General features: G+C 73.7%; 19 protein-coding genes. 9 read left to right on the plus strand and 10 right to left on the minus strand.

Annotated features, from left to right (window positions below):
* Positions 1-25: 25 nt before the first annotated feature.
* On the plus strand, positions 26-904 hold the full coding sequence (locus J2S41_RS17645) for a helix-turn-helix domain-containing protein (RefSeq protein WP_310368971.1): 879 nt from the start codon (positions 26-28) through the stop codon (positions 902-904).
* Here J2S41_RS17645 and J2S41_RS17650 read toward each other — a convergent pair.
* A complete protein-coding gene (locus J2S41_RS17650; protein ID WP_445343925.1) occupies positions 870-2,663 on the minus strand; it encodes a vWA domain-containing protein in 1,794 nt (597 codons plus the stop codon). The two genes, J2S41_RS17645 and J2S41_RS17650, sit on opposite strands and share 35 nt — an antisense overlap.
* A gap of 2 nt (positions 2,664-2,665) precedes the next feature.
* On the minus strand, positions 2,666-3,727 hold the full coding sequence (locus J2S41_RS17655) for an ATP-binding protein (protein WP_310368972.1): 1,062 nt from the start codon (positions 3,725-3,727) through the stop codon (positions 2,666-2,668).
* A gap of 101 nt (positions 3,728-3,828) precedes the next feature.
* Between J2S41_RS17655 and J2S41_RS17660 the strand changes: the two genes are divergently transcribed.
* Together J2S41_RS17660 and J2S41_RS17665 are read left to right on the plus strand one after the other, a co-directional pair.
* Positions 3,829-4,665: a hypothetical protein gene (locus J2S41_RS17660; protein WP_310368973.1), complete on the plus strand. Its 837-nt coding sequence runs from the start codon at positions 3,829-3,831 to the stop codon at positions 4,663-4,665.
* Positions 4,666-4,677: 12 nt separating this feature from the next.
* Positions 4,678-4,980 carry a hypothetical protein gene (locus tag J2S41_RS17665; RefSeq protein WP_310368974.1) on the plus strand — a complete coding sequence of 101 codons (303 nt, stop codon included), beginning with the start codon at positions 4,678-4,680 and terminating at the stop codon, positions 4,978-4,980.
* On the opposite strand, the gene J2S41_RS17670 is transcribed toward J2S41_RS17665, so the two are convergent.
* Positions 4,970-7,081: a hypothetical protein gene (locus J2S41_RS17670; protein WP_310368975.1), complete on the minus strand. Its 2,112-nt coding sequence runs from the start codon at positions 7,079-7,081 to the stop codon at positions 4,970-4,972. The two genes, J2S41_RS17665 and J2S41_RS17670, sit on opposite strands and share 11 nt — an antisense overlap.
* A gap of 152 nt (positions 7,082-7,233) precedes the next feature.
* Here J2S41_RS17670 and J2S41_RS17675 point away from each other — a divergent pair, with 152 nt between their 5' ends.
* Positions 7,234-8,052 (plus strand): alpha/beta fold hydrolase, encoded by an 819-nt coding sequence (locus J2S41_RS17675; RefSeq protein ID WP_310368976.1) that lies wholly within the window; start codon positions 7,234-7,236, stop codon positions 8,050-8,052.
* A complete protein-coding gene (locus J2S41_RS17680) occupies positions 8,052-9,206 on the plus strand; it encodes a nucleotide disphospho-sugar-binding domain-containing protein (protein WP_310368977.1) in 1,155 nt (384 codons plus the stop codon). The genes J2S41_RS17675 and J2S41_RS17680 overlap by 1 nt, the downstream gene beginning before the upstream one ends.
* A 65-nt stretch (positions 9,207-9,271) precedes the next feature.
* On the opposite strand, the gene J2S41_RS17685 is transcribed toward J2S41_RS17680, so the two are convergent.
* A complete protein-coding gene (locus tag J2S41_RS17685; RefSeq protein WP_310368978.1) occupies positions 9,272-11,668 on the minus strand; it encodes a hypothetical protein in 2,397 nt (798 codons plus the stop codon).
* A gap of 310 nt (positions 11,669-11,978) precedes the next feature.
* Here J2S41_RS17685 and J2S41_RS17690 point away from each other — a divergent pair, with 310 nt between their 5' ends.
* Positions 11,979-13,001, plus strand: coding sequence for a polysaccharide lyase (locus tag J2S41_RS17690; RefSeq protein ID WP_310368979.1), 1,023 nt, complete (start codon positions 11,979-11,981; stop codon positions 12,999-13,001).
* A 7-nt stretch (positions 13,002-13,008) separates the two neighbouring features.
* On the opposite strand, the gene J2S41_RS17695 is transcribed toward J2S41_RS17690, so the two are convergent.
* From J2S41_RS17695 to J2S41_RS17710, 4 genes are read right to left on the minus strand one after another with little or no spacing between them, the layout of a single operon-like run.
* Positions 13,009-13,983, minus strand: a complete 975-nt coding sequence (locus J2S41_RS17695; protein WP_310368980.1) for a hypothetical protein — start codon at positions 13,981-13,983, stop codon at positions 13,009-13,011.
* A gap of 15 nt (positions 13,984-13,998) precedes the next feature.
* The gene (locus J2S41_RS17700) at positions 13,999-15,540 is read right to left on the minus strand and encodes an OmpL47-type beta-barrel domain-containing protein (protein ID WP_310368981.1); all 1,542 of its coding nucleotides are present in this window, start codon (positions 15,538-15,540) and stop codon (positions 13,999-14,001) included.
* A gap of 52 nt (positions 15,541-15,592) precedes the next feature.
* Entirely contained in the window at positions 15,593-19,480 is a 3,888-nt protein-coding gene (locus J2S41_RS17705; protein WP_310368982.1) for a ThuA domain-containing protein, read from the minus strand.
* Entirely contained in the window at positions 19,477-20,505 is a 1,029-nt protein-coding gene (locus J2S41_RS17710; RefSeq protein WP_310368983.1) for a multicopper oxidase domain-containing protein, read from the minus strand. Before J2S41_RS17710 ends, J2S41_RS17705 begins: the two co-directional genes overlap by 4 nt.
* 383 nt (positions 20,506-20,888) lie before the next feature.
* Between J2S41_RS17710 and J2S41_RS17715 the strand changes: the two genes are divergently transcribed.
* Entirely contained in the window at positions 20,889-21,848 is a 960-nt protein-coding gene (locus tag J2S41_RS17715) for a MerR family transcriptional regulator (RefSeq protein ID WP_310368984.1), read from the plus strand.
* Positions 21,849-22,064: 216 nt separating this feature from the next.
* On the opposite strand, the gene J2S41_RS17720 is transcribed toward J2S41_RS17715, so the two are convergent.
* Both J2S41_RS17720 and J2S41_RS17725 read right to left on the minus strand, forming a co-directional pair.
* Positions 22,065-22,784, minus strand: coding sequence for an ABC transporter permease (locus tag J2S41_RS17720; RefSeq protein ID WP_310368985.1), 720 nt, complete (start codon positions 22,782-22,784; stop codon positions 22,065-22,067).
* A gap of 14 nt (positions 22,785-22,798) precedes the next feature.
* The gene (locus J2S41_RS17725) at positions 22,799-23,662 is read right to left on the minus strand and encodes an ABC transporter ATP-binding protein (RefSeq protein WP_310368986.1); all 864 of its coding nucleotides are present in this window, start codon (positions 23,660-23,662) and stop codon (positions 22,799-22,801) included.
* A gap of 143 nt (positions 23,663-23,805) precedes the next feature.
* Here J2S41_RS17725 and J2S41_RS17730 point away from each other — a divergent pair, with 143 nt between their 5' ends.
* Positions 23,806-24,915, plus strand: a complete 1,110-nt coding sequence (locus tag J2S41_RS17730; protein WP_310368987.1) for a sensor histidine kinase — start codon at positions 23,806-23,808, stop codon at positions 24,913-24,915.
* Positions 24,912-25,514 carry a response regulator transcription factor gene (locus J2S41_RS17735; protein ID WP_310368988.1) on the plus strand — a complete coding sequence of 201 codons (603 nt, stop codon included), beginning with the start codon at positions 24,912-24,914 and terminating at the stop codon, positions 25,512-25,514. Before J2S41_RS17730 ends, J2S41_RS17735 begins: the two co-directional genes overlap by 4 nt.
* Positions 25,515-25,569: the final 55 nt, after the last annotated feature.

The raw sequence follows: 25,569 nt of genomic DNA on the forward strand, positions 1-25,569 counted from the left end.
GGACCGGCGCGGCACAATCGACGTCATGACGACCGAGCCGACCGAGCTGGGCCCGACGCTGCGCGCGTGGCGCGACCGGCTCTCCCCCGCCGCCGCCGGGCTGCCGGCCGGCCGGTCCCGCCGCGCGGCCGGGCTGCGCCGCGAGGAGCTGGCCGAGCTGGCCGGGATCTCCGTCGACTACGTGGTGCGGCTGGAGCAGGGCCGGTTCGCCACCCCGTCCGCGCAGGTGTTGGCCGCGCTGGCGCGCGCGTTGCAGCTCACCGCGGACGAGCGCGACCACCTGTACCGGCTGGCCCGCCTGGTGCCGCCGTCGCCCGGCGAGGTGTCCGACCACATCCCGCCCGCGCTGCACCGGATGCTGCACCGGCTGGGCGACGCGGCCGTGGCGGTCTTCGCCGCGGACTGGCGGCTGATCCGGTGGAACCGCGGCTGGGCCGCGCTGCTCGGCGACCCCTCCGCCACGGCGCCCGCGCTGCGCAACTTCGCGCGGGACACGTTCCCGGTCGACGGCGACGGCCCGCCGATGGTGCGCTGGCCCGTGGTGTCGCTGACCGGCGGGAGCGCCGAGGCCGCGATCGTCTCCGACCTGCGCCGCGCCTCCGGCCGGTTCCCGCGCAGCCGCCGCCTGCACGACCTGATCGGCACGCTGGAGCGCGGTAACGCGCGGTTCGCCCGGCTCTGGGCCGCCGGCGCGGTGGGCGCGCACCGGGAGGAGCACAAGATCATCGAGCATCCGGTGGCCGGGCCGGTCTCGGTCGACTGCGACGTGCTGACGGACGGCGACGCGGAGCTGAAGATCGTGGTGCTGACCGCGGTGCCCGGCTCGGCGGACGAGACGCGGCTGCGGCTGGCCATGCTGTCCGGCGTGGTCAGCGCACCTCGAACACCGGACCCCGTGGCGTGAACGGCAGGCGGGCCGCGGCCGGCGTCAGGTACGCGTGCTCGCGCCGCACCCGGACCGCGTCGCACCAGCCGTCCGTGATGATCAGGATGGGCGCGGCCGGCGGGAAGTCCGGCGCGCGTTCCAGCAGGTCGACGCCGGGTTGCAGGACGGTGCCGCCGCGCCCGCGCACGCGCACCCGTCCGGCGATCCCCGCCACCGGCAGGTAGCCGGCGTCGTAGGCGACCGCGTCGCAGAAGACCACGCGGGCCGCGGGCACGTCGCGCGCGGTGGCGTAGGACGCGATCGCGCCGAGCGCCTTGCCGAGCAGTTCGTGGTTCATCGACCCGGACGTGTCCAGCACGACGCCGAACGTGTGCCGTGGGACCGGCTCGTGGGGTGCGTACCGGCCGGGGCGGGGGATGTGCGGGGTGCTCGCCTGGCGGCGGGACGGGCGGGCGAACGAGCGGCGCGGCTCCGGTCCGGGCACGAACTCGTCGAACCAGCGGGCCAGCCGGGCGTCCCAGGGCAGCGGCGGGTGTTCGAGCACCCGGATCTCCGCCTCCAGGCCGGCCGGCAGCAGCCCGCGGGCCTGGTTCCGGTGGTACGCGTACCCGGTGAGCAGCGCGCGGCGGCAGAACTCGTCCAGGTCCACGCCCGCGCCCGGGGCGCGCGCCCAGGGCAGCGGCTCGCCCAGGATGTCCGGCCGGCCCTGCCCGCGCAGCGTGCCGACCTTCCGCAGCCGGCGCAGGTCACCGGCGATCCGGTCGTAGACCGCCTCGGCGGACAGCCCGGCCAGGTCCGGGTCGTACAGCACCCGGTCCGGCGGCTCGCCGACGCCCATCTCGACCAGCCAGCCGTTGATCACGTAGTCGGCCGCGACGTTCCACAGGTACCCCTCGCGCGCGCCGGCCCGGTCGCCGTGCCGCAGCGCCGCGTGCAGCATCTCGTGGGCCAGCACGAACCGCCACTGCGCCTCGCCGAGCCGCCGCAGCGGGTTGATGTAGATCTCGCCGGAGCGCGCGGACACGGCCGCGAGGCCGATCTCCCAGCGCGTGGCGGTGGGCACGTCCGCCACGATGGTGAACCCGGCGGCCAGGCCGCCGAGCAGCGGGTACGACGACACGAACCAGCCCATCGCGCGCTGCCACGGCGCGCGGGGGCCACCGCTGCCGTCGGTGAGCGAGGCGCGCGCGCCGGCCGCCACCTCCACCGCGGCGGTCGCGGCCGCGGACAGCCCGACCGCGAACCGGCCCGGCCAGTCCGGCGGCCCGTCGCGCGGCGCCGGCACCGCCCGGTTCAGGCAGTCGTCGAAGCCGCCGGCGCCGCAGGCCGACAGCTCGTCCGGCACGCCGCCGCGGGCCCGCCACTGCCGGACCAGCACCTCCTCGTCCAGCGCGGGCAGCTCGGCCGGGAGCACGATCGGCTCGGTGCCGAGCTTGACCGCGCGCTGGAAGCGGGTGACCGCGAGGCAGGCGGCGCGCGCCTCGAACTCGTCGGGCGCCGCGGCGGCGTGGCCGAAGCCGAGGTGCAGCAGGCAGTGCGCCAGCACCCAGGTCCACTCGGCCCCGGAGAGCCGCAGCGCCCACTTCCCGCCGAGGATCTGCCCGCGCACGTCGACGGTGGCGAACGTGCGGCGCTCGCCGAGGGACGGGTGGCCGGAGAGCGCGAAGGCGGCGCGCGGATGGTGGTCGGCCATCGGCGCGAACATCGGATGCGCGGTGACGGCCCGCCAGGCCAGGTCCGCGACGGTCGGCTCCGGCTTCCTCCTCCGGTTCGCCACGGTCAGGCCCGGGCGGCCACGAGCCGCGGCAGGTCCCGGCTCACCTCGACCAGGAACCAGGAGGGCAGCACCGGTACGCCGTCGCCGTCCGCCGCGATGACCAGCTGCGCGCACTCCAGGGAGATCTCGGCCAGCTCGACCAGCAGCGCCTTGGCCCGGTGCGCGAACTGCCGCAGGTTCGGCGAGGCGTGCTCCTTGGCCGCGGGCAGGTCCTTGATCAGACGCGAGCGCAGCGACTCGGCCAGGAAGTACAGCAGGTCCCGGTCCGTGGGCGCGGTGGGCCAGCCGGCGTCGCCGCGCAGGATCGCCTCCAGCCCGTACCGATGCCGAATGATCTTGAAGTATCCGGCGAAGCCGGCCGCGTGCGACGCGGTGAGCGTGCCGTGCGCCAGCACCCGCACGGTCTCCTCGTCGACGTCGTCGCCGAACGAGCGCAGCGCGTCGGAGAGCATGTGCCAGCTGCGCGGCGTGGAGAAGACCTCCTCCGTCTTCGGCGGCTCCACCCACAGCTGGTCAGGGCGCTCGGCCAGGTAGCCGGTGATCCACGGGTGGATGCCGGCAGTGGCGGCCCAGGCCAGCCAGTCGTCCACGCTCGCCCGCAGGTGCACGTGCAGCAGCCGGTTGACCAGCGCGCTCGCCATCGGCCGGGCCAGCGCGCCGTCCGTGCCGCGGTTGCCCGCGCCGATCACGATCGAGCCGGCGGGCAGCTCGTACGCGCCGATCCGCCGGTCCAGGATCAGCGAGTAGAACGCCTTCTGCACGTCCGGCGAGGACGCGTTCAGCTCGTCCAGGAACAGGCAGTACGGCGCGTCGCGGGCGATCGTCTCCGGCGGCGCGAACCGGCTGCGCCCGTCCCGCAGCTCCGGCACGCCGATCAGGTCCTCCGCCGCGAGCTGCGTGCCGACCAGCGAGACGCACTCCAGGCCGAGCGACGCGGCGAAGTCGCGGACCAGCGAGCTCTTGCCGATGCCGGGCGCGCCCCAGACGAACACCGGCCGCACCACGGAGACGTGCAGCAACAGCCCGGGAAGGTGAGCCGGGGTGACGGTGACGGCCGCGCGCATGGCCGCCATGCTCCCCGGTCCGGCGCGCGTTTTCCACAGGTTTACCGGGCGCGCGCCGATGGACCGGGACTCGTGTTCAACGGCCGCGGCGGGAGGCTCCGGTGGCATCACAGACCTACCTGCTGTCCGACCCCGACCGCACGGTGGTGGCCGCGCGCCCGGTGGCCGTGCCGGGCGGGCGGCGGGTGCGCCGGGGCTGGCTGACCGAGGTGCGGGTGCCGGTCGGTCACCGGCTGGGCCGGCACGGCGACGCGCTCTCCGCGCGGCTGATCACGGTGCTCGGGCTCGGGCTGCTGTGCGCGGTGTTCGCGGTGCTGGACCTGACGGTCGCGGCGCGCGTGACCGTGCTGGCGCTGCTGGTCGCGTTCGGGTGGCTGGGCGTGGCGTACCGGCGGGTGAACCGGCTGGCCGCGCTGGTGCGGGGCGCGGGCGCGCACGTGCTCACCGCGGACGAGGAGCGGGACGACCTGCGCACCGCGGTACGGCTGGCCGAGCGGGTGTGGGCGCACCGGGCCGCGATGCCGTCCGCGGACACCGCGCGCGTGCTCGGCCGCGGGATCGAGGAGCTGGCCGCGGTGCTGGTGCAGCGGCAGCGGCTCCGCCGGATCCGGGACGGCCTGCACCGGCACAGCCACGCCGGCCTGCCCGCCGACAGCCCGGCCGTGCTCGCGGCCCGGGAGCAGGGCGAGCGCGCCGACGCACTGCTGTCCGACCTGGACGGTCAGGTGGCCCGGCAGCTCACCGCGCTGCGGAACGCGGCGGAGACCGGCGCCGGGCTGATCCGGGAGATCACGCTGGGCGACGCGGCCCGGCGTACCCGCGCGGCGCTGGACTCGCTGGAGCCGGCCGCGCCCGCGTCCGACGTGGACGCCGGGACCGGCTTCGTGACCGCCTACCGTGACCTGGCCGCCCGGTACGGCCACGACCTCTACCGCTGACGGATGCCGATCATGAACAACGTGCGCTGGGCCGGAACCGTGGTGGTCGCGCTCTGCCTGGGCGTGCTCGCGCTGGGCTGGCCGTACCTGCTCGGCGGCTGGCTGGCCGGCGCACTCGGCGCGGGCGCGGGCGTCCGTACCGGCGTGGCCTGGCTGCTGGAGGGCGCGTATCTGGTCGGGCTGCCGATGACCGTCGCGCTGTCCCGGCGGCGCGGGCTGGGCGCCGGGACGGTCACCCGGGTGGTGCTGCCGGTCGTCTACTGCGTGTTCGGGCTGGCGCTGCTGGCCGCCACCGCCGTGCTGTTCACGGCCTGACCAGCTCCGTCCCGGCCTGCTCGTAGATGCGCCGGGGGTCGTTGAGCGGGTCGGCGTGCCACATCCGGATCGGGATGGTCGGGCGCAGCAGCCGGCCGCGCTCCACGTTCGCCTCGCTGTCCACGGTGGAGAGCGCGAGGCCGCTCACGCGCAGGTCGGTCAGGGGCGCGCGGCGGTCCGGCAGCAACGCGTCGGCCAGGAACACCGCGTCCCAGGCCGGGATCAGGTAGGTGCCGAGGTCGTTCGGCCGGCAGCCCTGCTTGACGGCCGCGTCCAGCGGGCACGCGTCGAGCAGTTCGCCGGTGGCCCGCGCCGCCGGGTCCCGGCCCGCGCAGGCGAACGTGGCGTTCTCCGCCAGGCCGAGCAGGTCACGTGAGGCGTACACCTGGTCGGTCAGCGTCGCCAGCCCCGCCTCCGTGAGGTCCGCGCACGACGGCCCGCCCACGTGGTAGTCGACCGGCCAGTCCGCGTTGCTCACCGCGCGCAGCTGGTGGTTGGCCATGAACCGGCTCACCGACACGTCCGCGATCACCAGCCGGGGCCGGGAGTGCCCGCACACCTCGTTGACCCGCTGCACGAACTCGGCGAAGCGGGTCCAGCGGTCGGCGAAGTACAGCACGGTCGGTGTCGGCGCGTCCGCGCAGACCGACGCGTCGATCCGGTCCAGGGCGGCCACGTGCCGGGCCGTGACGTCCGGCCGGTTCAGCCCCTTGACCACCGCCAGCAGGTCGTTGACCAGTGACGTCGTGTACTGGTCGGTCGGGTTCGGCGCCGCGTAGACGTCCAGGCGGTAACCGTCCGGGAAGGACAGCCGGTCGACCACGTCCTTCGCGTAGTCCCGGTTCGCGTGCGCGAGCTGGAGGTAGCCGGGGCGGTTCACGAACGGCGCGCCCGGCTCGCCCAGGTCGGCCAGCAGGTTCGGCGCGATGAACGGGATGTTCGCGTCCAGCAGCCGGTTGATCGCGCGCTGCGTCACGTCCCGGGAGTCGCCGCCGCCGATCACCACCAGCCGGTCCCCCAGCCACCGCTGACGCTCGACGATCATCGCGGCGATGTCGTCCGCGTGCGCCACGTCCTGCGTCGCGTCCGCGATCACCACGTGCAGCCGCCTGTCCGTCTGCGTGAAGTACGTCTGCGCGAACATCAGCGCGCGCAGCTGGTCGCGCTCGGACGGGTAGTCGCGGCCGTCCGCGCAGCGCGCCGGGTCGGCCGGCAGCGGGTCGCAGGAGAGCGCGCCGAGCCAGACCACGGTCAGGTCGCCGTCCCGCAGCGGCTCGTTCAGCTCCAGGATGCGGCGTTGCAGCGCGATCGTGTCCGGGTCGCGCCCGAACGCGCGCGCCGCGAACACGCCCGGGTCCGCGGTGTCCAGCAGGCCGTAGCAGCGCTGCCCGTCCGGCGTCGCGCGCAGCACCGTGATGCCGGTCGAGGTGGGCAGCGTGTAGCAGCCGCTGGTCACGCCCGGCAGCCACTCCGACCGGGTCCAGCCGAGGAAGCCGAGCAGCAGCGTGAGCACGGCCAGGATCGCGTGGTGCGTGGTGGTGAGCGCGGGTCGGCGTACCGTCGCGACGATCTTGTCGGACACCAGGACCGGCAGGATGATCGCGGCCACCGAGACCGCGAGCGCGCGTGCCTCGGTGCTGCCCTGGAAGATGTCCGCCACGAACACGGTCGCGGTCGCGAACACCACCGCGGTGCCGCCCAGCACCGCGACCAGGCGCAGGTCCGGGCTGAGCAGCGTGGCCACCACGGCCAGCGTGACCGCGATCAGGATGGTCCAGACGCTCAGGTAGCCGGTGATCGCGGTGTGCACGACCACCACCAGGATCGCCAGCACCGCGGCCAGCCGCGCCCGCGCCCGGCTGGCGATCACCGAGGTCAGGCGGGACGCCTCCGGGCTCGACTCGGCCAGCAGCACGCGCAGCCGCGCGGCCAGCCGCACCAGCCCCCAGAACAGCGCGGCCGAGGCCAGCACCAGCGCGATCGACCCGATGCCGGTCACGCCGGCGAGCAGCGACCGCACCACGATCACCGCGGCCAGCAGCACGGCCGCGACGCGCAGCGCCACGTCCGGCGCCAGCAGGGAGCGCACGAATCCGGGCATCGGTCCCTCACACCACGACGACGGCGAATGTGGCGTCCACCGTAGACAGGCGCCGCCACCCCGGCCGGGCGATTCGTCCCGTTCGACAAAGACAGCCTGGGTGTCTAAAGTTTCGACAGCCAGGTTGTCTTTATCGCTCGGAGGTATCCGTCGTGACCGTCACCCACCACACCGTCAACGGCCTGCACTACGTCACCGCCGGCACGTCGGGATCGCCGATCCTGCTGGTGCACGGCTTCCCGGAGACCTGGCGGGCGTTCCGCCGGGTCATCCCGCCGCTGGCGGAGACGCACCGCGTGATCGCCGTCGACCTGCCCGGCTTCGGCGACTCCTCCCTCGGCTCCGACCCGGGGAGCGCCGCCGCGGCGGAGGAGCTGCACCGGCTGATCACGCACCTGGGAGTCGGGCCGGTGCACCTCGCGGGGCAGGACATCAGCGGCGGCACCGTGTTCCGCCTCGCCGCCACCCACCCGGAGGACGTGCGCACCCTCACCGCGATCGAGACCGGGCTGGCCGGGTTCGGTGCGGAGCTGCTGGCCGACGTCACGCACGGCGGCGCGTGGTACATCGGCGCGCTGACCACGCCCGGCGTCCCGGAGCTGCTGTTCGCCGGCCGCGAGCGGGAGTTCATCGCCGGTCACCTGTTCCCGACGTACGGCGCCACGGTGCCGGACGCCGACCTCGACGAGTTCGTCCGCGCGTACGCCCGGCCGCACGGCCTGCGCGGCGCGTCAGCGCTCTACCGGTCGCTGCTCTCCGAGGGCGACGAGCTGCGCGCGCTGGCCCCGCTCACCGTGCCGGTGCTCGCGATCGGCAGCAGCGGCGGCCCGTTCACCGCCACCACCATGGAGCAGGTCACGGCCGGCCCGGTCACCTCGGTCCAGCTCGACGGCGTCGGCCACTACGTCGCGCTGGAGGCCCCGGACGCGCTCGCCGCCGAACTTCTGCGCTTCCTGAAGACCGTGGACTGATGCGATCGAACGACCGCCCCGGTTCGCACGTCTGCACCGACATGCGCGTTCTCTACTCCGCACCGCCGCAGGCCGGGCATCTGCTGCCCGGCCTGCCGACGATCAGCGCCCTGCGCGCCGCCGGCCACGAGGTGCTGCTCGCCGGCTACGGCGCGGACCCGGCCGGATACGCCGTGACCGGGCTGCCGGTCGTGGACGTCGGCGGCGACCTGACGGTCGACCAGGCCTACCGCTCGCTGCCCTCCGGCAACCGGTTCGAGCACCCCACCGACCTGTCCCCGGCGGGCATCCTGCGACGCCCGGCCGCGGCGAACGCGATCCTCTCCCGGAACCTGATCGGCCCGCTGCTCGGCGTGATCCGCGACTGGCGGCCGGACGTGCTGCTCTACGACCCGTTCCAGGGCGCGGTGCCGCTGGCGTCCGCGATCACCGGGGTGCCCGCGGTGGAGCACGGGTTCGGGCTGATCAGCGGGCCGATGCTGACCGCGCTGATCGCGGAGGAGCTGGCGGAGACGTACCGGGAGCACGGCGCGGCCGGCCCCGCGCCGGCACCCGTCATCGAGGTGGTGCCGCCGAGCCTGCGCGAGCCCGGCCCGGACGCCTGGCAGGTGCGCTACGTCCCGCTGCACGGCGCGTCCGCGCTCCCCCGCGACCTGCTCGCGCCCGCCGACCGGCCGCGCGTGCTGCTCACCTTCGGCACGATCGTCGGCACCGGCGAGCGCGACCGCCGCCTCGGCGAGCTGCTGCCGCTGCTGGCCGGCACGGACGCGGACTTCCTGCTGCCCGCCGCCCAGGACACCGGCCCGCTGCCGGGCAACGTGCGCGCGCTGCCGTGGGCGCCGGTCACCGAGGTGCTGCGCCACTGCCGGGCGATCATCCACCACGGCGGCGCCGGCACGCTGATGGCCGCGGTCACCACCGGCACGCCCCAGCTGATCATCCCGCACCACGGGGACCAGTTCCACAACGCCGAGGTCGTCACCCGCGCCGGCATCGGCCTGACCACCGCCGGCACCGGCGACCTCACCCCCGCGCTGCTGGACCGCCTGCTGCACGACGCGTCCCTGGTCGCGGCCGTGGAGCGGGTCCGCGCGGAGAACGCCCGGCAGCCGGCGCCGTCCACACTGGTCGCACGCTTCGAGAGCCTTCGGTAACCGGCCCGCCTCCGCGTGGCGGGAACGCGCGGGTGGGCGAGACCGCCCACCCGCGCGCATCGCGCTCAGCTCGCGCGGCGGGTCACCACGTACTCCGCGTCGGCCGTGTCCGCCTGGAAGAGCACCGTGTTCGTGCCGGGCGGCAGCGAGCAGGTCACCGTGCGGGAGACGAACGAGGCGGTGTAGCAGACCCGGTAGCCCTCCGGCGCGAGCACCCGGATCCGCGCGTCCCCGGCGCCGGAGACCCGGGTCCAGGTGATCCGCTCGGTCGCCGCGTGCTGGCCGGCCGGGATGGTCAGGCAGCGCACGTACCCGTCCCCGCCGGTCGCAAGCGTGACGCCGGGCTCGCCGGCCGGCAGCGTGACGCAGCCGGCGCCGACGCCGTCGGCCCGTAACACCGTGAGCGTGTACGGGCCCGGTGCGTACCCGGACCGGGCGTTGACCAGGATGGAGAACGGCGCGACGCCGGAGAGCAGGCAGGTGTCGGGGGTGAGGCTGCCCGGGCCCTCGCAGAGGTTCTCGCCGGTCGCGTCCGTCACCAGCAGGTCCGGCTGGCCGCCGCCGGTGGCGTCGTCCGGGTGCGCCACGGTGATCCGGGTGCCGGCCGGTGCCGACAGTCGCAGGCAGTCCCACTCCCCGATGCTGTCGAAGCCGCCACGGTACGGCGCATCGGTCACGTCCACGCAGCCGGTGGCCGCGATCCGGGGCAGCAGCGTCGCGGCGTAGCGCTGGTCCACGTCGATCACCGTCGAGGACACTCGCGGATCCCGGATGGCGATGTACGTGCCCGCGGCCGGGAACGTACAGATCGTGCCGCCACACACCTTCGCGCCGGTGCCGTCGTAGATCGAGGCGTAGACGACGCTGTTCCGCTCGTCGACCGTCTCGAACCGATAGTCGCCGGCCGCCGGGACCGTGATCGCGCGGCACCGGACACCGTCGAGCGTGCCGCCCGGCGCGCCGCCGTAGCCGCCCGGCGTCACCACCGGGCAACCGGCCGGGTCGGTGAACGGCGCGACCTGCGCCGCGTAGGGCACCTCGGCCGGATTCTCGTACGGCCAGGCGTACGGCAGCGCGATGATCTTGAACGGCTCGGTGCCGGCCAGCCGGCAGCCGTCCCCGGAATAGGCCGCGTCGCACGCGTCCGCCCCGGAGGCGTCCACCACCCGGTGATGAAACTCGGAGTAGGTCAGCGCCTGGGCCGCCTGGAAGATCACGTCGCCGGTCCGCGCGGGGAACGGCAGGCAGTCGGTCTGCACCCGCGACGTGAACGCGCCCCGGTGAGCCGGCGCGTTCCAGGCGGTGGTCAGCGCGGGCGCGCACCCGGCGGTCCCGGCCAGGCCGGTGACCGCGACCTCGTACGTGGTCGGGCCGGTCAGGTTGGTGTACTCGACCAGCAGGGTGTACGCGCCCGCGGCCGGGAGCTCGCACCGCCCGTATGCCAGCCAGCGTTCGCACACCACGGCGCCGTCCGGGCCGTACACCTTCCAGGAGAAGCTCTGCGCCTGATCGAGGCGGATCTCGTAGCGGCCCGCGCCGGCGGTCAGCGCGTGACAGGACCCGGCCTCGTCGGCCGCGTCCCCGGTGCGCCGCGTCGCGGCCGGGTCACCGAAGTCGCTGATCGGCAGCACCGGGCAGCCGGTGGCGGCGGACAGCCGCGGCAGCCGGAGCCGGTAGTCGGCGGCCTGACCGTACAGTTCCCGGAGCACCGCCCGGTACGGCCCGGCGCCGGTCAGCGTGCACGTGGTGGTGTACTGCAGGTGGCACACCTGCGTGCCGTCGGCCGCGCGGATGACGCCGCGCACGTCCCCCGGCCCGCTGCCGGGGCGGACGACCCGCAGTTCGCTCCCGGACGGCTGGTCGACGATGAAGCAGTCGCCGAGCGCGTCCTGCTCCAGCGTGCCGGTCACGCCGGGCGAGTCGAACCCGAAGACGTCGGCGGGCAGCACGGTGCACGACCGCCGCGGCGCGGCGAGCGAGTCCATGGAGATCGAGTACGACGCGGTGCCCTCGCCCCAGGACAGCTCGACCTCGACCGTGTAGGTGCCGGCGCCGAGCCGACACTCGCCGTGCGAGCGGTCGTGCAGGTAGCAGACCCCGCCTCCGGTGGCGTCGAGCACGGTGGTGGTGATCAGGTCCCCGGCCGTACCGATCCAGTAGTCGACCGGGCCGTCGGCGGTCAGCGCGTACGAGTGCCGTTCCGCACCGCTGATCTCCGCGCAGGAGACCGGCACGCCCAGCGCGATCGTGCCGCCGGCACAGCCGTCGTCGGTGATGGCGGCCCGCGCGACCGGCGCCGTGGACGTGACGGCCGGGATGTCCGGCGCCGCGCGGGCCGCGGCCGCCTCCGGTGCGGCGGCCGGTGGCGCCGCCTGGGCCGCACCCGGTGAGACGAGCAGGGCGGCCGTGACCGCCAGCGCGGCGAGCACCGCGCGCACCGGCGTCACTGAGATATGTCGCATGCGTACCCCCGGGTCGGCTCCGCGCCCTCTGCGCGGCCCGCGGGATGGTTGCACATATGTTGATCTCCAAGCCAGGCCATTGGTGACCGTCCGTTCCGAGGTCGGGGCCGCGAGTGAGCTGCTCGACGGTCGAATTCCGGCGATCTTGGGCCCGCAAGAACCGACCTTCTCCGCGAAGGAGGCTTCGTCCGGCGGATCATGTCGGGCCGGGCACCGGCGCGCCTCTTTGAGCGTGTTTGCTCCGGTATGTCCGGTGGTGCCGGATTCCGCACGTTCGGCGCACGCATCGGTCCTGGGTAGGTTGATCGTGATGTCGACGGGATCGGAGGACCGCATGCGCCGCGCAGTGCTGACCGCGCTCGCCGCCGCGCTGCTCACCGGCGTGAGCGCGTGTGCCGCGACGCCGGCCTCCCCCGGGCCGGCGCCGTCCGCCGCGTCCCCCGGGTTCGCCGCCGGCCTCGGCGCCGGGCCGCCGCCGGGGGCGAGCCCGGCCACGCCCCCGGCATCCCCGTCCGGCCCGGTGCCCGCAGCCGGGGACGGCGAGACCGTGCGGGTCGCGGACTTCGAGCGCGCCGCCGCCGGCACCGCCTACGGCGAGGGCGAGTGGCGCGGCGACGACTGGCCGGCACTATGGGAGCTGGGGATGAGCACCCGCGCGACGGTCGACGCGGCCGTGGCGCACTCCGGCGGGCAATCGCTGCGAGTGCGGTATCCGGCCGGGAAGTTCGGGCCGGAGGAGTCCGGCGCGCAGGCGCCGTTCACGCTGGAACCGCGGCGCGAGTACTACGTCTCGCAGTGGGTCCGGTTCGGGGCCGGGTTCAGCTTCGGGACCACCAGCTTCGCCGGCAAGGTGGGGCTGGGGCTGGCCGGCGGCGACTCGTGTTCCGGCGGGCAGGCCTGTGACGGGACGAACGGGTTCAGCTCCCGGCTGATCTGGGGCCGGGACGGCACGGCGGCCATCTACTACTACTCGATGGGCCACGCCGGGCAGTACGGCGACGCGGCCGACCTGGTCGCCGGCGGCACGCGGGTGCGGTGGCGGTCGGACCGCTGGGTGAACGTCGTGCAGCGGCTGCGGGTCAACACGGTCGCGGGCGGGCAGGCGACCGCGGACGGCGAGATCGAGGTGTGGGTGGACGGCGTCCGGGCGGCGCTCGTCACCGGGCTGCGGTTCGTCAGCAACGGCGATCAGGTGGACAGGGCGTACTTCTCGTCGTTCGCCGGCGGCGGGGACGCCACGTTCGCGCCCCGCACCGACAGCGTGATCTTCTACGACGACCTGGAGGTCTCGACGGGCTGGCCGGGGACGGCGGCGGCGCGGTCCCCGGCGTGATCCCGTCCTAGAGCCGGGCCCGGCCGGCGGCCTCGGCCTCGTCGACCGCGGCGTCGTGCCGCGCGGTGGCGCGGTCCTGGGCGCGGTCGTCCCGGTCGGCGCCGGCGGCGGCCGCGCGGCGCTGGGACCCCGACGGTGCCGGGTCGCCGACGACGCCGCCGCGGATGCGGTTGTTCGTGGCGACCTGGGCGGCCGGGTTGTTGCGCTGCACGGTCAGCGCGCCGTTGATGATGTTGTCGTCCAGGGTGACGCCGCCGGTGGTGTTGGTGATGCTGACGTCCGCGCCGAAGTAGCCGCCGGACGCGCAACTGTCCAGCGTGCCGTTCGGGCCGACCTGGACGCCGCCGACGTTGCCGGCGAACGTGGAGCGGCCGCCGACCGCGCTGCCGCAGATCACGCTGCCGGTGGCGCTGTTGAGCACCGAGAGCCCGCCGTCGACGAACGAGTCGTGCACGTCGGTGTAGTAGGTGCCGTTGGTGTTGACCGAACCGGTGACCGTGGTGCCGTCGCCGAGGCGGATGTCGCCGGCGTTCGCGCTGACCGTACCGGCGATGGTCGCGCCGTCGGCGAACAGGAACGTGTCGATCGTGGACGAGCCCTTGGCCCGTACCGTGATCGCGCCGCTGTCCGAGGACTGGAGGTAGACGCCGTAGCCGCCGGCCGCGACCACGACGTCCCCGCGGACCGTGCTGTTCCGGGCGTCCAGGTAGCCGTCGGACGCCACCTCGACCAGCCCGTCCACCCGGCCGCCGTCGACGACCAGGTTGGCGCCGGCGGCCACGCTCACGTTGCCGGTGATGATCGTGCCGGTGAGCGCGCACGACTCGCCCGGCGGCACGTAGAGGTCGTTCGGCACGGTGACCGCGCCGCCGGTGCCGATGCAGTAGGTGACCAGGCCGGCGCTGGCGCTCGGTGCGGCGCCGAGCACGGCCGCGGTGACGGCCGCGGCGGTGGCGGCGGCCAGGGTGACGGTACGTCTCATCGTCGCAACTCCTGTCTATGAGCCGATCGAGGACCGCGCGGCAGCACGCACGATCGTTCCGGCCTGTCGGGTGGTCAGGGTGCCGGCCGTGACGAGCCCGCTGGTGACGGCCTCGACGTGCCGGACGAACGCGGCGTGGTTCGGGTAGGCGGCGCGCTCCGCGATCAGGTCGCTGACCGTGCAGCCGTCGCCGGTGTCGCGGTTGGGGACGCGGGTGTCGTCACCGTCGATGACCACGGTGTCCCGCGGGTCGGAGTCGGGGCAGGCGTCGGTGCCGTCGGCGACCACGGTGAACGTCACGGTCCCCGCGGTCGCGGCGTTCCCGGCGTTGTCGGTGGCGCGGAAGCCCACGGTGTGCGCGCCGGGCGCGGTGACCCGGACCGGCGCGGTGTACGTGGTCCACGCGCCGCCGTCCAGCCGGTACTCGGTGGTGGCCACGCCGGACTCGCCGTCGGTGGCGGTGACCGTGACGGTGGCGCCGCCGACGTACCCGCCGTCCGGGTTCCGCGTGCCGGTGACGGCCGCGGTGACGGCCGGCGCGGTGGTGTCCGGCTGCTCCGGCTCGGCGATGGTGAAGTGCGACATCTGCTCGGCGGAGCGGTTGCCCGCGGTGTCGGTGGCCCGGTAGTGCAGCATGTGCATGCCGGCGGCCGAGACCACGACCGGCGCGGTGTACGCGGTCCACGCGCCGCCGTCCAGCTGGTACTCGATCGTCGCCACGCCGGAGTCGTCGTCGGTCGCGCTCAGCGTCGCGGTGACCGGGCCGGTGTAGGTGCCGGTGCCGTCCCGTTCCCCGGCGAGCTGGACGGTGGCGACCGGCGGCGTGACGTCCTCGTCCGGCTCCGGCGCGACCACGGTGAACTGCACCGAGCCGGTCGCCGAGGTGTTGCCCGCCCGGTCGGTGGCGCGGAACTGCACCGAGTGGTCGCCGAGCGCGGTCACCGCCACCGGCGCGGTGTAGGCGGTCCAGCTGGTGTCGTCGACCTGGTACTCGATCGTGCCGACGCCCGACCCGCCGGTGTCCGCGGCGGTGACCGTCACCGTGGCCGAGCCGACGTAGTCGCCGTCCGCGTCGCGGGTGCCGGAGAGCGTGCCGGTGACCGTGGGCGGCGCGGTGTCCGGGTCGCCCGGCCCGTCCGTGACCGTGAACTCGCCGGCCATGGTGCCGTGCCCGGGGATGGTGCAGAGGTAGCGGTACGTACCGGGGGTCAGCGTGACGGTGGCGGTGTGCCGGCCGTTGTTGGCGTCGAACGGGTTGGCCAGGATGTTCAGCGCGACGTCGTGGTTGTAGCCGGGCGTGCTGGTGTCGAACGTGAGCGTGTGCGGCATCCCGACGGTGTTGCCGGTCGCGACGCTGTTCTCGAACACGATCGTGGTCTCGCCGGCCACCGCGGTCGTGGGCGCGGTCTTGTACCTGGTGATGTCGCCGTCCGCGGTCCAGGTGAGTGTTTGCGCGGCTTGCAGGGCGTACGCGGGCGGGGCGAGGCTGGGGGCCAGCACGAGCAGCAGGCCGGCCAGCGCCACCCCGGCGCGCCGGAGCGTCTTCCGTACGGACATGGCACCTTCCTGGGTGAGCGCGGGGCCGGCACGCGGCCGGCCCCGCGTCCGGTTAGAGCGACCGCACCCGGATGTTGCGGAACTCGATCACGTCGGCGTTGCCGTGGTTCTGCAGGCCGATGTGTCCGGTGAGGAACTGCCGCAGGTCGGTCGGTGGGTCACCGGCCCGCGAGGACTGCTGTCCCGGCGTGTTGTCGAACTCGTTGATCACCACGCCGTTGCGGATGATCGTGTAGTGCTGGCCGACCACCTTCACCTCGTAGTCGTTCCAGACGTTCTTCGGCGTGACCCCGGCGTTGTCCAGCGGCCGCGGGTCGAAGTTGTAGATCGACCCGGTCTTCTGCGGCTCCCCGGCCGTACCGTCGTAGATCTGGATCTCGTGGCCGCAGTAGATCGCCACCCAGGCCTGTGAGGTCGCCGCCGAGCCGGTCCGGCCGCACTCCGGCCGCTGGGCGACCGGCGTCCGCGGGTCCGGGAACCGGGCGAACACGCCGCTGTTCGCGCGCGTCTCGCCGGTGCCGAGGTCGCGGAACTGCAACCGCAGCGAGAAGTCGCCCAGCTCCTTGGTGTGCCAGAGCATGCCCAGGCCGCCGGAGGAGCGCAGGTTGCCGTCCGGCTGGATGGTGAACTCGCCCGACGGGGCCATCACCCAGCCGGCCAGCGACTCCGCCGTGCCGTCGAACAGCGGCTCGTACCCGGTCCGGCCCGGCAGGCCGATCGGCGAGGACGCCGCCGCGCGGGTCAGCGCGCCCGCCTGCCGGCTGGTGATGGTGCCGTCCTTGACGAGCCGGTCCGCGACCGCGGTGACGTCCCGGACGAACGTGTCGTGGTCCGGCCAGACGCCCTCGTCGTCGATCAGATCGTTGATCGTGCAGGCGCCGGTGGCCTTCCGGTTCGGCACGCCGGTGTCGGTGTCGCCGATGACCACGTTCGCCCGGGTGTCCGGTGCGGCGCAGTCCACGGTCACGGTCGACTGCACGGTGACCACCTCGCCGTCCGCGTACGTCACCGTGTGCTTGACCTGGTAACTGCCGGCCTTCGCGTACGTGTGCCGCGGGTCGGTCTCGGTCGAGGACGTGCCGTCGCCGAAGTCCCAGCGGTGGGTGACGCCACCGGAGCGGGAGCCGTCGAACGCGTACGCCAGCGCCTTGTTCTGCACCGCGACGCCGGCCGCGGCCGGGACCGGGGTGGCCGGCCCGCCGGTGTACGACACCTTGATCAGCTTCTGCACGGAGCTGAGGCTGAAGAAGCCGGTGCCGTAGTCGAGCAGGTAGAGCGCGCCGTCCTGGCCGAACTTCGCGTCCATCCAGGAGTACAACTGGTTGTCACCGACGCCGGTCGGCAGGATCGCGCGCAGCGTCTCCGCGAACGGCGGCGGGGACTGCGACGGCACGCCCGCCGGGTCCACGGTCACCGCGACCCGGTTGGCGCCGTTCGACTGGTCGCCCAGCAGCCACTTGTCGTCCCAGTACTTCGGCCAGGCCACGCCGCTGTTCTGGTCGACCCGGTCGTAGTGGTAGGTCGGCCCGGACATGACCGCCTGCCCGCCGCCCTTGAGGTACGGCTGGGTGTAGGTGGCCTGCGACGCCACGTACGTCGGGACGCCGTTCTCGCGCAGCGGGAAGACCGGGCCGCCGCCGTCCGGCGAGTACCAGATCATGTTGTCCCGGGCCGGCGGGATGTCCACCAGACCGGTGTTGCGCGGCGAGGTGTTCTTCAGGTCGTCGCAGTCGTACCAGCCGGTGAGCTGCGTCGCGTCGGTGTTGCTGCGATCCCGGTACGGCTGCCGGTTGCCCATGCAGTACGGCCAGCCCTGGTTGCCCGCCGAGGTGAGGATGGTGGCGGTCTCGTACTTGGCCGGGCCCAGCTCCGGGCTCGGCGCCGAGGCGTCCGGCCCGACCCAGCCCGCGGTCAGCCACTGCCGTTCCTCGTCGACCTGGAGTCGCGAGATGTTCCGCACGCCCATCACGTAGATCTCCGGGCGGGTCTTCTCCGTGCCCGGCGGGAACAGGTTGCCCTGCGGGATCGTGTACGTGCCGTCCGGCTCCGGGTGGATGCGGATGATCTTGCCGGCCAGGTCGTTGGTGTTGCCGGAGGTGCGGCGCGCGTCCTGGAACGAGATGCCCGCGTACTCCTGGGTCCAGTTGTTGCCGGAGTAGCCGTTCGACCCGCCGGAGGAGTTGCTGTCGCCCGATCCGATGTAGAGGTTGCCCTGCGCGTCGAACGCCATGCCGCCGCCCGCGTGGCAGCAGCTGTGGATCTGCACGGTGAACTTCAGCAGATCCTTGCGCGAGGCCAGATCCAGCGTCCCGGCGGTACGGTCGTAGGTGAACCGGCTGATCGTGCGCTCACCGGTGCGCTTCTCCCGGTCGATCGACGCGTGCGGCATCCAGTAGACGTAGACCCAGCCGTTCTCGGTGAACTTCGGGTCGGTGACGATGCCGAGCAGGCCCTCCTCGTTCTTGACCAGCTCGTCGCCGCTGCCCCGGTTGCCCATCACCGGCAGCGTGGTCACCAGCTTCACGGCCTTGGTCCTCGGGTCGTACGTGTGGATCGTGCCGCAGCCGAGGCCCACGTTCGGGTTCGCCCAGTCCACGATCGGGCCGCTCGGGCAGGCCGCCTTGCCGACGTAGAAGATCGTGCCGTCCGGCGCCACGGTCAGGCCGTGCGGCTCGCCGATCTGGTCGAGCTGGCCGGGCTGGTTCTGCGGGGTCAGCCGCTCGATCTTGTAGTTGGCGGCGATGGTGGCCTTGCAGTCGCCGCGCACCCGCCCGGACGCCCAGTCCAGCGCGCCGCGCAGGTGCTTGCGGAACGCGTCCTCGCCGTAGCTGCCCTCGGTGTGCCCCATGCCGGTGTAGAACGACCGGCCGCCGGAGTAGTCCCGGCACCAGGAGATCGGGTGGAACGGGCCGTTCGCGTTCGCGCCCGGGTTGTAGTGCCGCTCCTCGACCTGCGCGACCGTGTGCACGGTGCCCAGCGGGTTCGGCTCCCAGTTGTACCAGCGGTCCGAGCGGCGCACGGTCAGCGGCAGGTCCCGGGTGGACGGGTGGTCGCGGTCCAGGATGTCCACGACGGACTCGGCCACGGCCGGGGACGGCGGGAACACGCCGGTGCCGGAGAACAGCTTCCAGTCGGCGAGCTGGGTGAGCGGCTCGCCGCTGTTGGCCGTGACGTTCAGGCGCCAGAACCTGTACGTGGCGGGCGTGGCCAGGTCGTACCGCTTCGGCAGGAACCGGCCCGCGAAGTCCTCGTTGGCGCGGCGGTCGACGTCGGTCCAGGTCTGCCCGTCGGCCGAGCCCTGCAGCGTCCAGTCCCGCGGGTCGCGGCCCTCGAAGTCGTTGGCGGAGGTCAGCCCGTACGACTGGACGGTCTTCGCCGCGGGCAGCTCGTACGTGACCCAGCCGGTCTGCGCGCGGACCAGCCACTTGGTGGCCGAGTCGCCGTCGGCGAGCTTGGCCGCGGTCTCGCTCGGCGGGTTCTCCCCGCTGGCCGTGACCGTGGACACCGCCTCCGCGCCCGCGCCGGCCGGCCGGGTGCCGATCAGCCCGGTGAACCAGGTCGAGTCGAGCTGCGCCTTGGCCGCGTCACCGACGCCGACGAAGCCGTTGCCGGCCCGGATGTACGCCTGGAGCGCGGACTCCTGGTCGGCGTTCAGCGCGGCGCCGGTCGCGGAGAGGAACACCACCGCGCGGTACGCGGCCAGCCCGGCCGCGCTGAACACGGCCGGGTCGGTGCTCTCCGTGACCTCCACGTCGCCGGCCAGCTCTTTGATCGTCTGGGTGGCCCGGACGACCGGGTCCTCCTGCTGGGCCGCGGGGCCGTGGAAGACGAGAATCCGGTCCTGCTGCGGCGCCGCCGTGGGCGCCGCCTGCGCGGCCCGCGGCACCGGCCCGACGAGCAGGGCGACGGCCGCCAGAGCCGCCGTGAGCTTCCGTTTCATCCGGTGTGCCCTCCATGATCAGACTGGCTGTGGATGTGCCCCTTGAAACGGTCGATGGCCTCCTGCGCGCCGGGCGGCATGCTGCCGTCCGCGTTGCGCACCAGGAAGACGCCGGCCATGCCGGTGTCGGAGTGGCTCTGCACGTGGCAGTGGTACATCCAGGCGCCCGGGCCACCGCCCTCCCCCGCCAGCACCTGGAAGCCGAACGAACTGCCCGGCCCGAGGTCCTTGTTGTCGATCGAGGGGCTCGGGTCGTTCGGCCCCTCCAGCATCCCGGTGCGGTTGTCCACCCAGCGGTGCGCGTGCAGGTGGAACGTGTGGTAGAGGTTGCCGTGCCCGATCGCGACCCACTCCACCCGCTCGCCCAGGTTCGCCTCGAAGATCGGCGTGTGCGGCGCGATCAGGTTGTTGATCGTGGTGTCGTGCAGGACCGCGACGAACTGCCGGTCCGGCAGGATGTCGCCGCGCCGGCGCACGATCAGCGCGCCGTAGAGCCCGCGCAGCACGCCCGCGGTGCCGTGCTCGGTGCCCATCGCGTGGTCGTGGTAGTGCCAGTAGCCGGCGCTGCCCGGCATGAAGCGCCGGCCGGCCGCCGCGGTCATCTCGTGCGACCGCCACGTGTACGTCCGGGTCTCGCCCGGCCCGTTGAACGAGCCGTTGAACGGAGAGCCGTCCGAGTCGGTGCTGTAGTCCACGCCGTGCGGGTGGATCGACAGCCGCTGGTCGGTCGTGTTGACCAGTGTGATCTCCAGGGTGTCGCCCTCGTACATCTCCAGGATCGGCCCCGGGATCGTGGCCTTGCCGCGCTCCAGGCCGTAGCCGTACCGGTTGTCGCCGAGCGCCTCGGCGTACACGGTGATCCGCCGGACCGCACCGGCCGCGCGCGCCGGTGCGCCGTTCGACGTGACCGCCGCGGTGAGCGTGGGCACGGCCAGGCCCAGCGCGCCGACGCCGACGAGCGACCGGCGCGAGAAGGCCCACCGCCGGCCCGTCCGCTTCTCAACGTTGTCGACGTTGTCGTCCATGCGTCTCCGTTCGTGTCGGGACGGCAGCACACCTCGAGGCTGGTCGCGGAGAGTCACCGCCAGACCAGGCCATCGAGTCTCATGACTTTTGTCGGACGAAGCCAAACCTAAGCACCGGATCGACAAAAGTAAAGCTCCCTTATGGAAAAAGGCCGATGGCGCATGGCGACATCAGTGCAGCTCAAAAGCGATCCTGAGAGTTGCCCGACCGTGCGTCACGGAGTCACGCAGCGGCGTGGGAGCGCTACCGAGGCGAGTTACCAGGCCTTTAACCCTCAAGATCCTCGGCAATACCGGCGCAACAAGCGGTCACATCGATCACTGTCGGTAAACTCGCGTGGGCGCTTGCGGCTCAAGCGGCTCGAGGTCGCATAGTGGGCGGCGTGGAGATGGACGAGCTGTACCCGATCGGGGACGTGGCGCGCCGGACCGGGCTGAGCGTCAGCGCGATCCGGTACTACGCGGACGCGGGCGTGGTGGCGCCGGCCGCGACCGGCGCGGCCGGGCACCGGCTGTACGACGTGGCCGGCATCGCCCGGCTGGAGCTGGTGCGGACGCTGCGCGAGCTGGACGCGGGGCTGGACGAGATCCGGCGGGTGCTGGCCGGCGAGGCGACGCTGCGGGACCTGGCCGCCACCCACCTGGAACTGGTGGAACGACAGGAGGGACGGCTGCGCACCCGGCGGGCGGTGCTGCGGACCATCCTCCGGCAGGGGTCGACGGGAGAGCGGGTGACGCTGATGCACAAGCTGGCGGGCATGTCGGACGAGGAGCGCGACCGGCTGATCGACGAGTTCTGGGCCGAGGTAACGGACGGCCTGGAGGTGCCGGAACGGCTCAAGGAGTGGTGGCGGGCCGCACGGCCGGTGCTGCCCGAGCAGCCGACCACGGCGCAGTTGGAGGCGTGGATCGAGCTGGCCGACCTGGTGCGGGACCGCGAGGTCCGGCAGGCCGTCCGGCAGCAGCTGTTCGACCTGTGCACCACCGGAGCCGGCCCGCTGATGAGCTCGGACCCGATGCTGGACGCGATGGAGGCGGCCACCCCGATCGGCCAGGCCGCGATGGACGCGGCCCGGGCGAACGTGCCGCCGGACTCGGCGGAGGCCCGCGAGATCGCCGCCCGGTGGGCCGGCTGGCTGGCCGAGGTCGCCCGGCAACCCGACGGCCCGCAGTGGCGCCGCGCGGCCGCCGACAACATGGAACTCGCCGACGAACTGGACCAGCCGCCGAGCCCGGACGAGGGACCGTACGAGCGCTACATGTCCCTGGTGACGGCCGTCAACGGCGCACCGGAGCGCTTCCCGTTCCGGTGGCTCGCCGCCGCACTCCGCGCCTCCGCCTGACCGCGGGCTCGCCGGACCACCGCGGAACGCACAGGGGCCGGTCACGTCGTCGGCGGCGAGGGGCCCCGGCGGAGGTCCCGCGCACCCGGGGCGGCGTTCGGGCTGGTGGCCACGGACCCGCCGGAAGCGGTCACCCGCGGCCCGTGCGGCCGACCGGGCGGCGGGGGTGGCCGCGAGTCACGCGGCCACCCCCGTCCCACCCCCCGGAGGCGAGGCTCAGCGGCGCGGCTCCCAGCGGAACAGGCGGGAGGCGAGCGCGATCGCGACGACCACCCAGCTCAGCGTGGGGGCCAGCAGGATCAGCGAGTCGGTGACCGGGACGCCGCCGTTCCAGGCGTCGAGCACGAGTTCGGTGGCGGCGCCGCCCGGGAGCAGACGCTTGAGCAGCGTGAGGGACTCCGTGCCGGAGATGCCGACCCAGCTGCACACCGCGATCACGCCGAGGCTGGCCGGCAGCGTGGTGACCTGGGCGTGCTCGGGCGAGTTGGTCAGGCCGGCGGTGGCCAGCGCCAGCGCGGTCATCATCACCACGGTGGCGACGACGGCCGCGACCAGCAGCGCGGGGTGCGCGGGCGGCTCCGCCACCACGGCCAGCACGCTGAGGATCGCGGCGATCTGGATCAGCGCGATCGCGGTGACCGGGAGGATCAGGCCGGTGAGGATGCCGGCGTCGCCGGCGGCGGTGGAACGCAACCGCTTGAGGAAGAGGTTCTGCCGGCGGCCGGCCAGCGTGGTGACCGCGGTGGCGTAGAGGCCGAACGCGCAGATGGTGAACAGCACGATCGCGGCGATGTAGCCGAGGCTGGCGAGGGACGCGAAGACCTCGTGCCGATAGATGAAGAACGCGCTGACCGCGACCGGCATGACCAGGCTGGTGACCAGCACCAGGCGGTTGCGGAAGATCTGGGCGAGTTCGCTGCGGGCGATGGCGAGCATGGGGTGACGGCCTTTCAGTGGATGGCGCGGAAGACGTCGTCGAGGCGGGTCTGGCCGGCCTCGAGGTCGCGCAGTTCGATCGCGTTGTCGTGCGCCCAGCCGAGCAGCTGGTAGAGGTCCCTGGGCAGGTCGGTGGTGCGTACCGTCCAGCGGCCGTCGCCGTCGTCGGTGGCCGGCAGCGGCGGCGGGACCGCGGCCGGCAGCGTCACCCGGATGACGGACGGCAGCGTGGCGGTCAGCTCGGAGACCGTGCCCTCACGGTGGAACGCGCCGCGGTGCATCAGGCCGATCCGGTCCGCGCGCTGCTGCGCCTCCTCCAGGTAGTGCGTGGTGAGCACGATGGTGGAGCCGTCCTCGCGCAGCCGGTCGACCGCGTTCCAGAGCGCGTCCCGGGACTGGATGTCCAGGCCGGTGGTCGGCTCGTCCAGGAAGATCAGCTCGGGCGCGCCCCAGATCGCGGTGGCGAAGTCGAGCCGCCGCTTCTCGCCGCCGGAGAGCTGGGCGACCGTGGTGCCGGCCTTCCGCGTCAGGTCGGCGACCGCGAGCACGCGGTCGACCGTGTCCTCGCGGCGGCTCAGGCCGCCGATCAGCCCCACCGACTCGCGCACGGTCAGGTCCGGCGAGAAGCCGCTCTCCTGGAGCATGATGCCCATCCGCGGGCGTACGGCGCGGCGGTCACGCGGGTCGTGGCCGAAGACGGTGACCGTGCCGGAGGTCGGCGTCCGGTGGCCCTCGACGATCTCCAGGGTCGAGGTCTTCCCGGCGCCGTTCGTGCCGAGCAGCGCGTAGAGCTCGCCGCGCTGCACCCGGAACGACAGGTCCCGGACCGCGTGGAAGTCGCCGTAGCGGAGGTTCAGGTTCTGCACGTCGATGACCATGCCGTCGATTCCACCGGCCCGGCGCGGCGCGCGGCAGTGTGCCCGCGTCACCGTCGAGACATGACGTGGCGTCACTGCCGCCGGCGCGCGGGCGCGGCCGATACTGAGCGATGACTCTGCCGCCGGATCCGGGGACGCCACCCATGGGCATCACGTTCGACCGCAAGACCGCGACGCGGGGGCAGTTGCGCGTGCTCAACCTCGTCACCGGCCTGCCGCCGATCGTCGGCGCCGGGGCGCTGGTGATCGTGCTCGACGCCCGCACCTGGCTGGACGTGCTGGTCATGTGCACCGGCCTGGCCGCGGCCGTGATCACCTTCGAGCGGTGGGCCGCGCACGACCTGTTCCGGGTGGCGCTGCCGTGCCTGGCCGTCACCGTCGTCGTGTGGCCGGTCGGCGCGCTGTGGCTGCACCTGCCGAGCGCGTACTACGGGCTGTGCGTCGTGGGCGCGCACATCGTGCCCCGGGTCCCGCGGTACCGGCGGGCGGCCGCGGTCGCGCTGGTCGGCTACGTCGCGGCCGTGGGCGGGCTGCACCTGGCGCTGTTCGGCGGCGAGCTGCCGGGCGCGCTGGTCGACTACGTGATGCTGCCGACCGGCGTCACCGCCGTGGTGGCCGGGTTCATGTTCCCGAACAAGCGCTTCTACGACGTGGTGCAGGAGCTGGAGGAGTCGCGCGAGCGGGAGGCGGAACTGGCCGTGGCGCGCGAGCGGGTGCGCTTCGCCGGCGACCTGCACGACATCCAGGGGCACACGCTGCACGTGGTGAAGTTGAAGACCGCGCTGGCGCAGCGGCTGGTCCGCACCGACCCGGCACGCGCGGAGGAGGAACTGCGCGAGATCCACGCGCTGGTCAGCGACACCATCACGCAGACCAAGGAGCTGGCGTACGCGCAGCGGCGGCTCAACCTCACGGCCGAGCTGGAGAACGCGAAGAACCTGTTCGAGGCGGCCGGCATCCGGGTCGAGGTGACCCGCGAGGGCGACGAGACCGGCGCGCGGGTGCTGCTCGGGCAGGTGCTGCGCGAGACCACGACGAACATCCTGCGCCACGCGCAGGCCACCGAGGTACGGATCACGCTCACCGGGTCCGGCATCACCATCGTCAACGACGGCGTGCGCGACGACGCGCCGCCGGAGCTGCGCGGGCTCTCCGCGCTGCGGCAGCGGGTGGTGGATGACGGCGGCGAGCTGACCGCGGAGCGGCGCGACGGCCGGTTCATCACGGCCGCCGGCTGGGAGGGGACGCGATGACGACCGTGGTGCTGGCCGACGACGAGGCGCTGCTGCGCAAGGCGATGGCCGCGCTGCTGCCGATGGAGGGCGACATCACCGTCCTGGCCGAGGCCGCGGACGGTGACGAGGCGGTGCGCGAGACGCTGCGCCACCGGCCGGACGTGCTCGTCATCGACCTGGAGATGCCCGGCACCGACGGGCTCGGCGCGGTCGCGGAGATCCGCCGTGCCCGGCCCGGGCAGGTGATCCTGATGCTGACCCGGCACGCGCGCCCCGGCGTGCTGCGCAAGGCGCTGAAGCTGGGTGTGCAGGGGTTCGTCAGCAAGTCCGCCGAACCCGCGCACATCACCTCGGTGATCGCCACGCTGCACGCCGGCCGGCGCTGGATCGACCCGGACGTGTCCGCGCTCGCGGTGATCGACGACTGCCCGCTGACGGACCGCGAGCTGGACGTGCTGCGGGTGACCGGCGAGGGCTACTCCGTGGCGGACATCGCGGCCCGGCTGCACCTCGCGCCCGGCACGGTCCGCAACTACCTCTCCAACGCCATGCAGAAGACCCAGACCCAGACCCGCCACGAGGCCGCCCGGTACGCGCGCGAGCACGACTGGCTCTGAACGGGGCGTGCGCGCCGCCGTTAACATCGGGGCATGCTGACGGCACGGAGAGCGA

It is taken from the genome of Catenuloplanes atrovinosus (assembly GCF_031458235.1).
In the GTDB taxonomy this organism is placed as follows: Bacteria; Actinomycetota; Actinomycetes; order Mycobacteriales; family Micromonosporaceae; genus Catenuloplanes; species Catenuloplanes atrovinosus.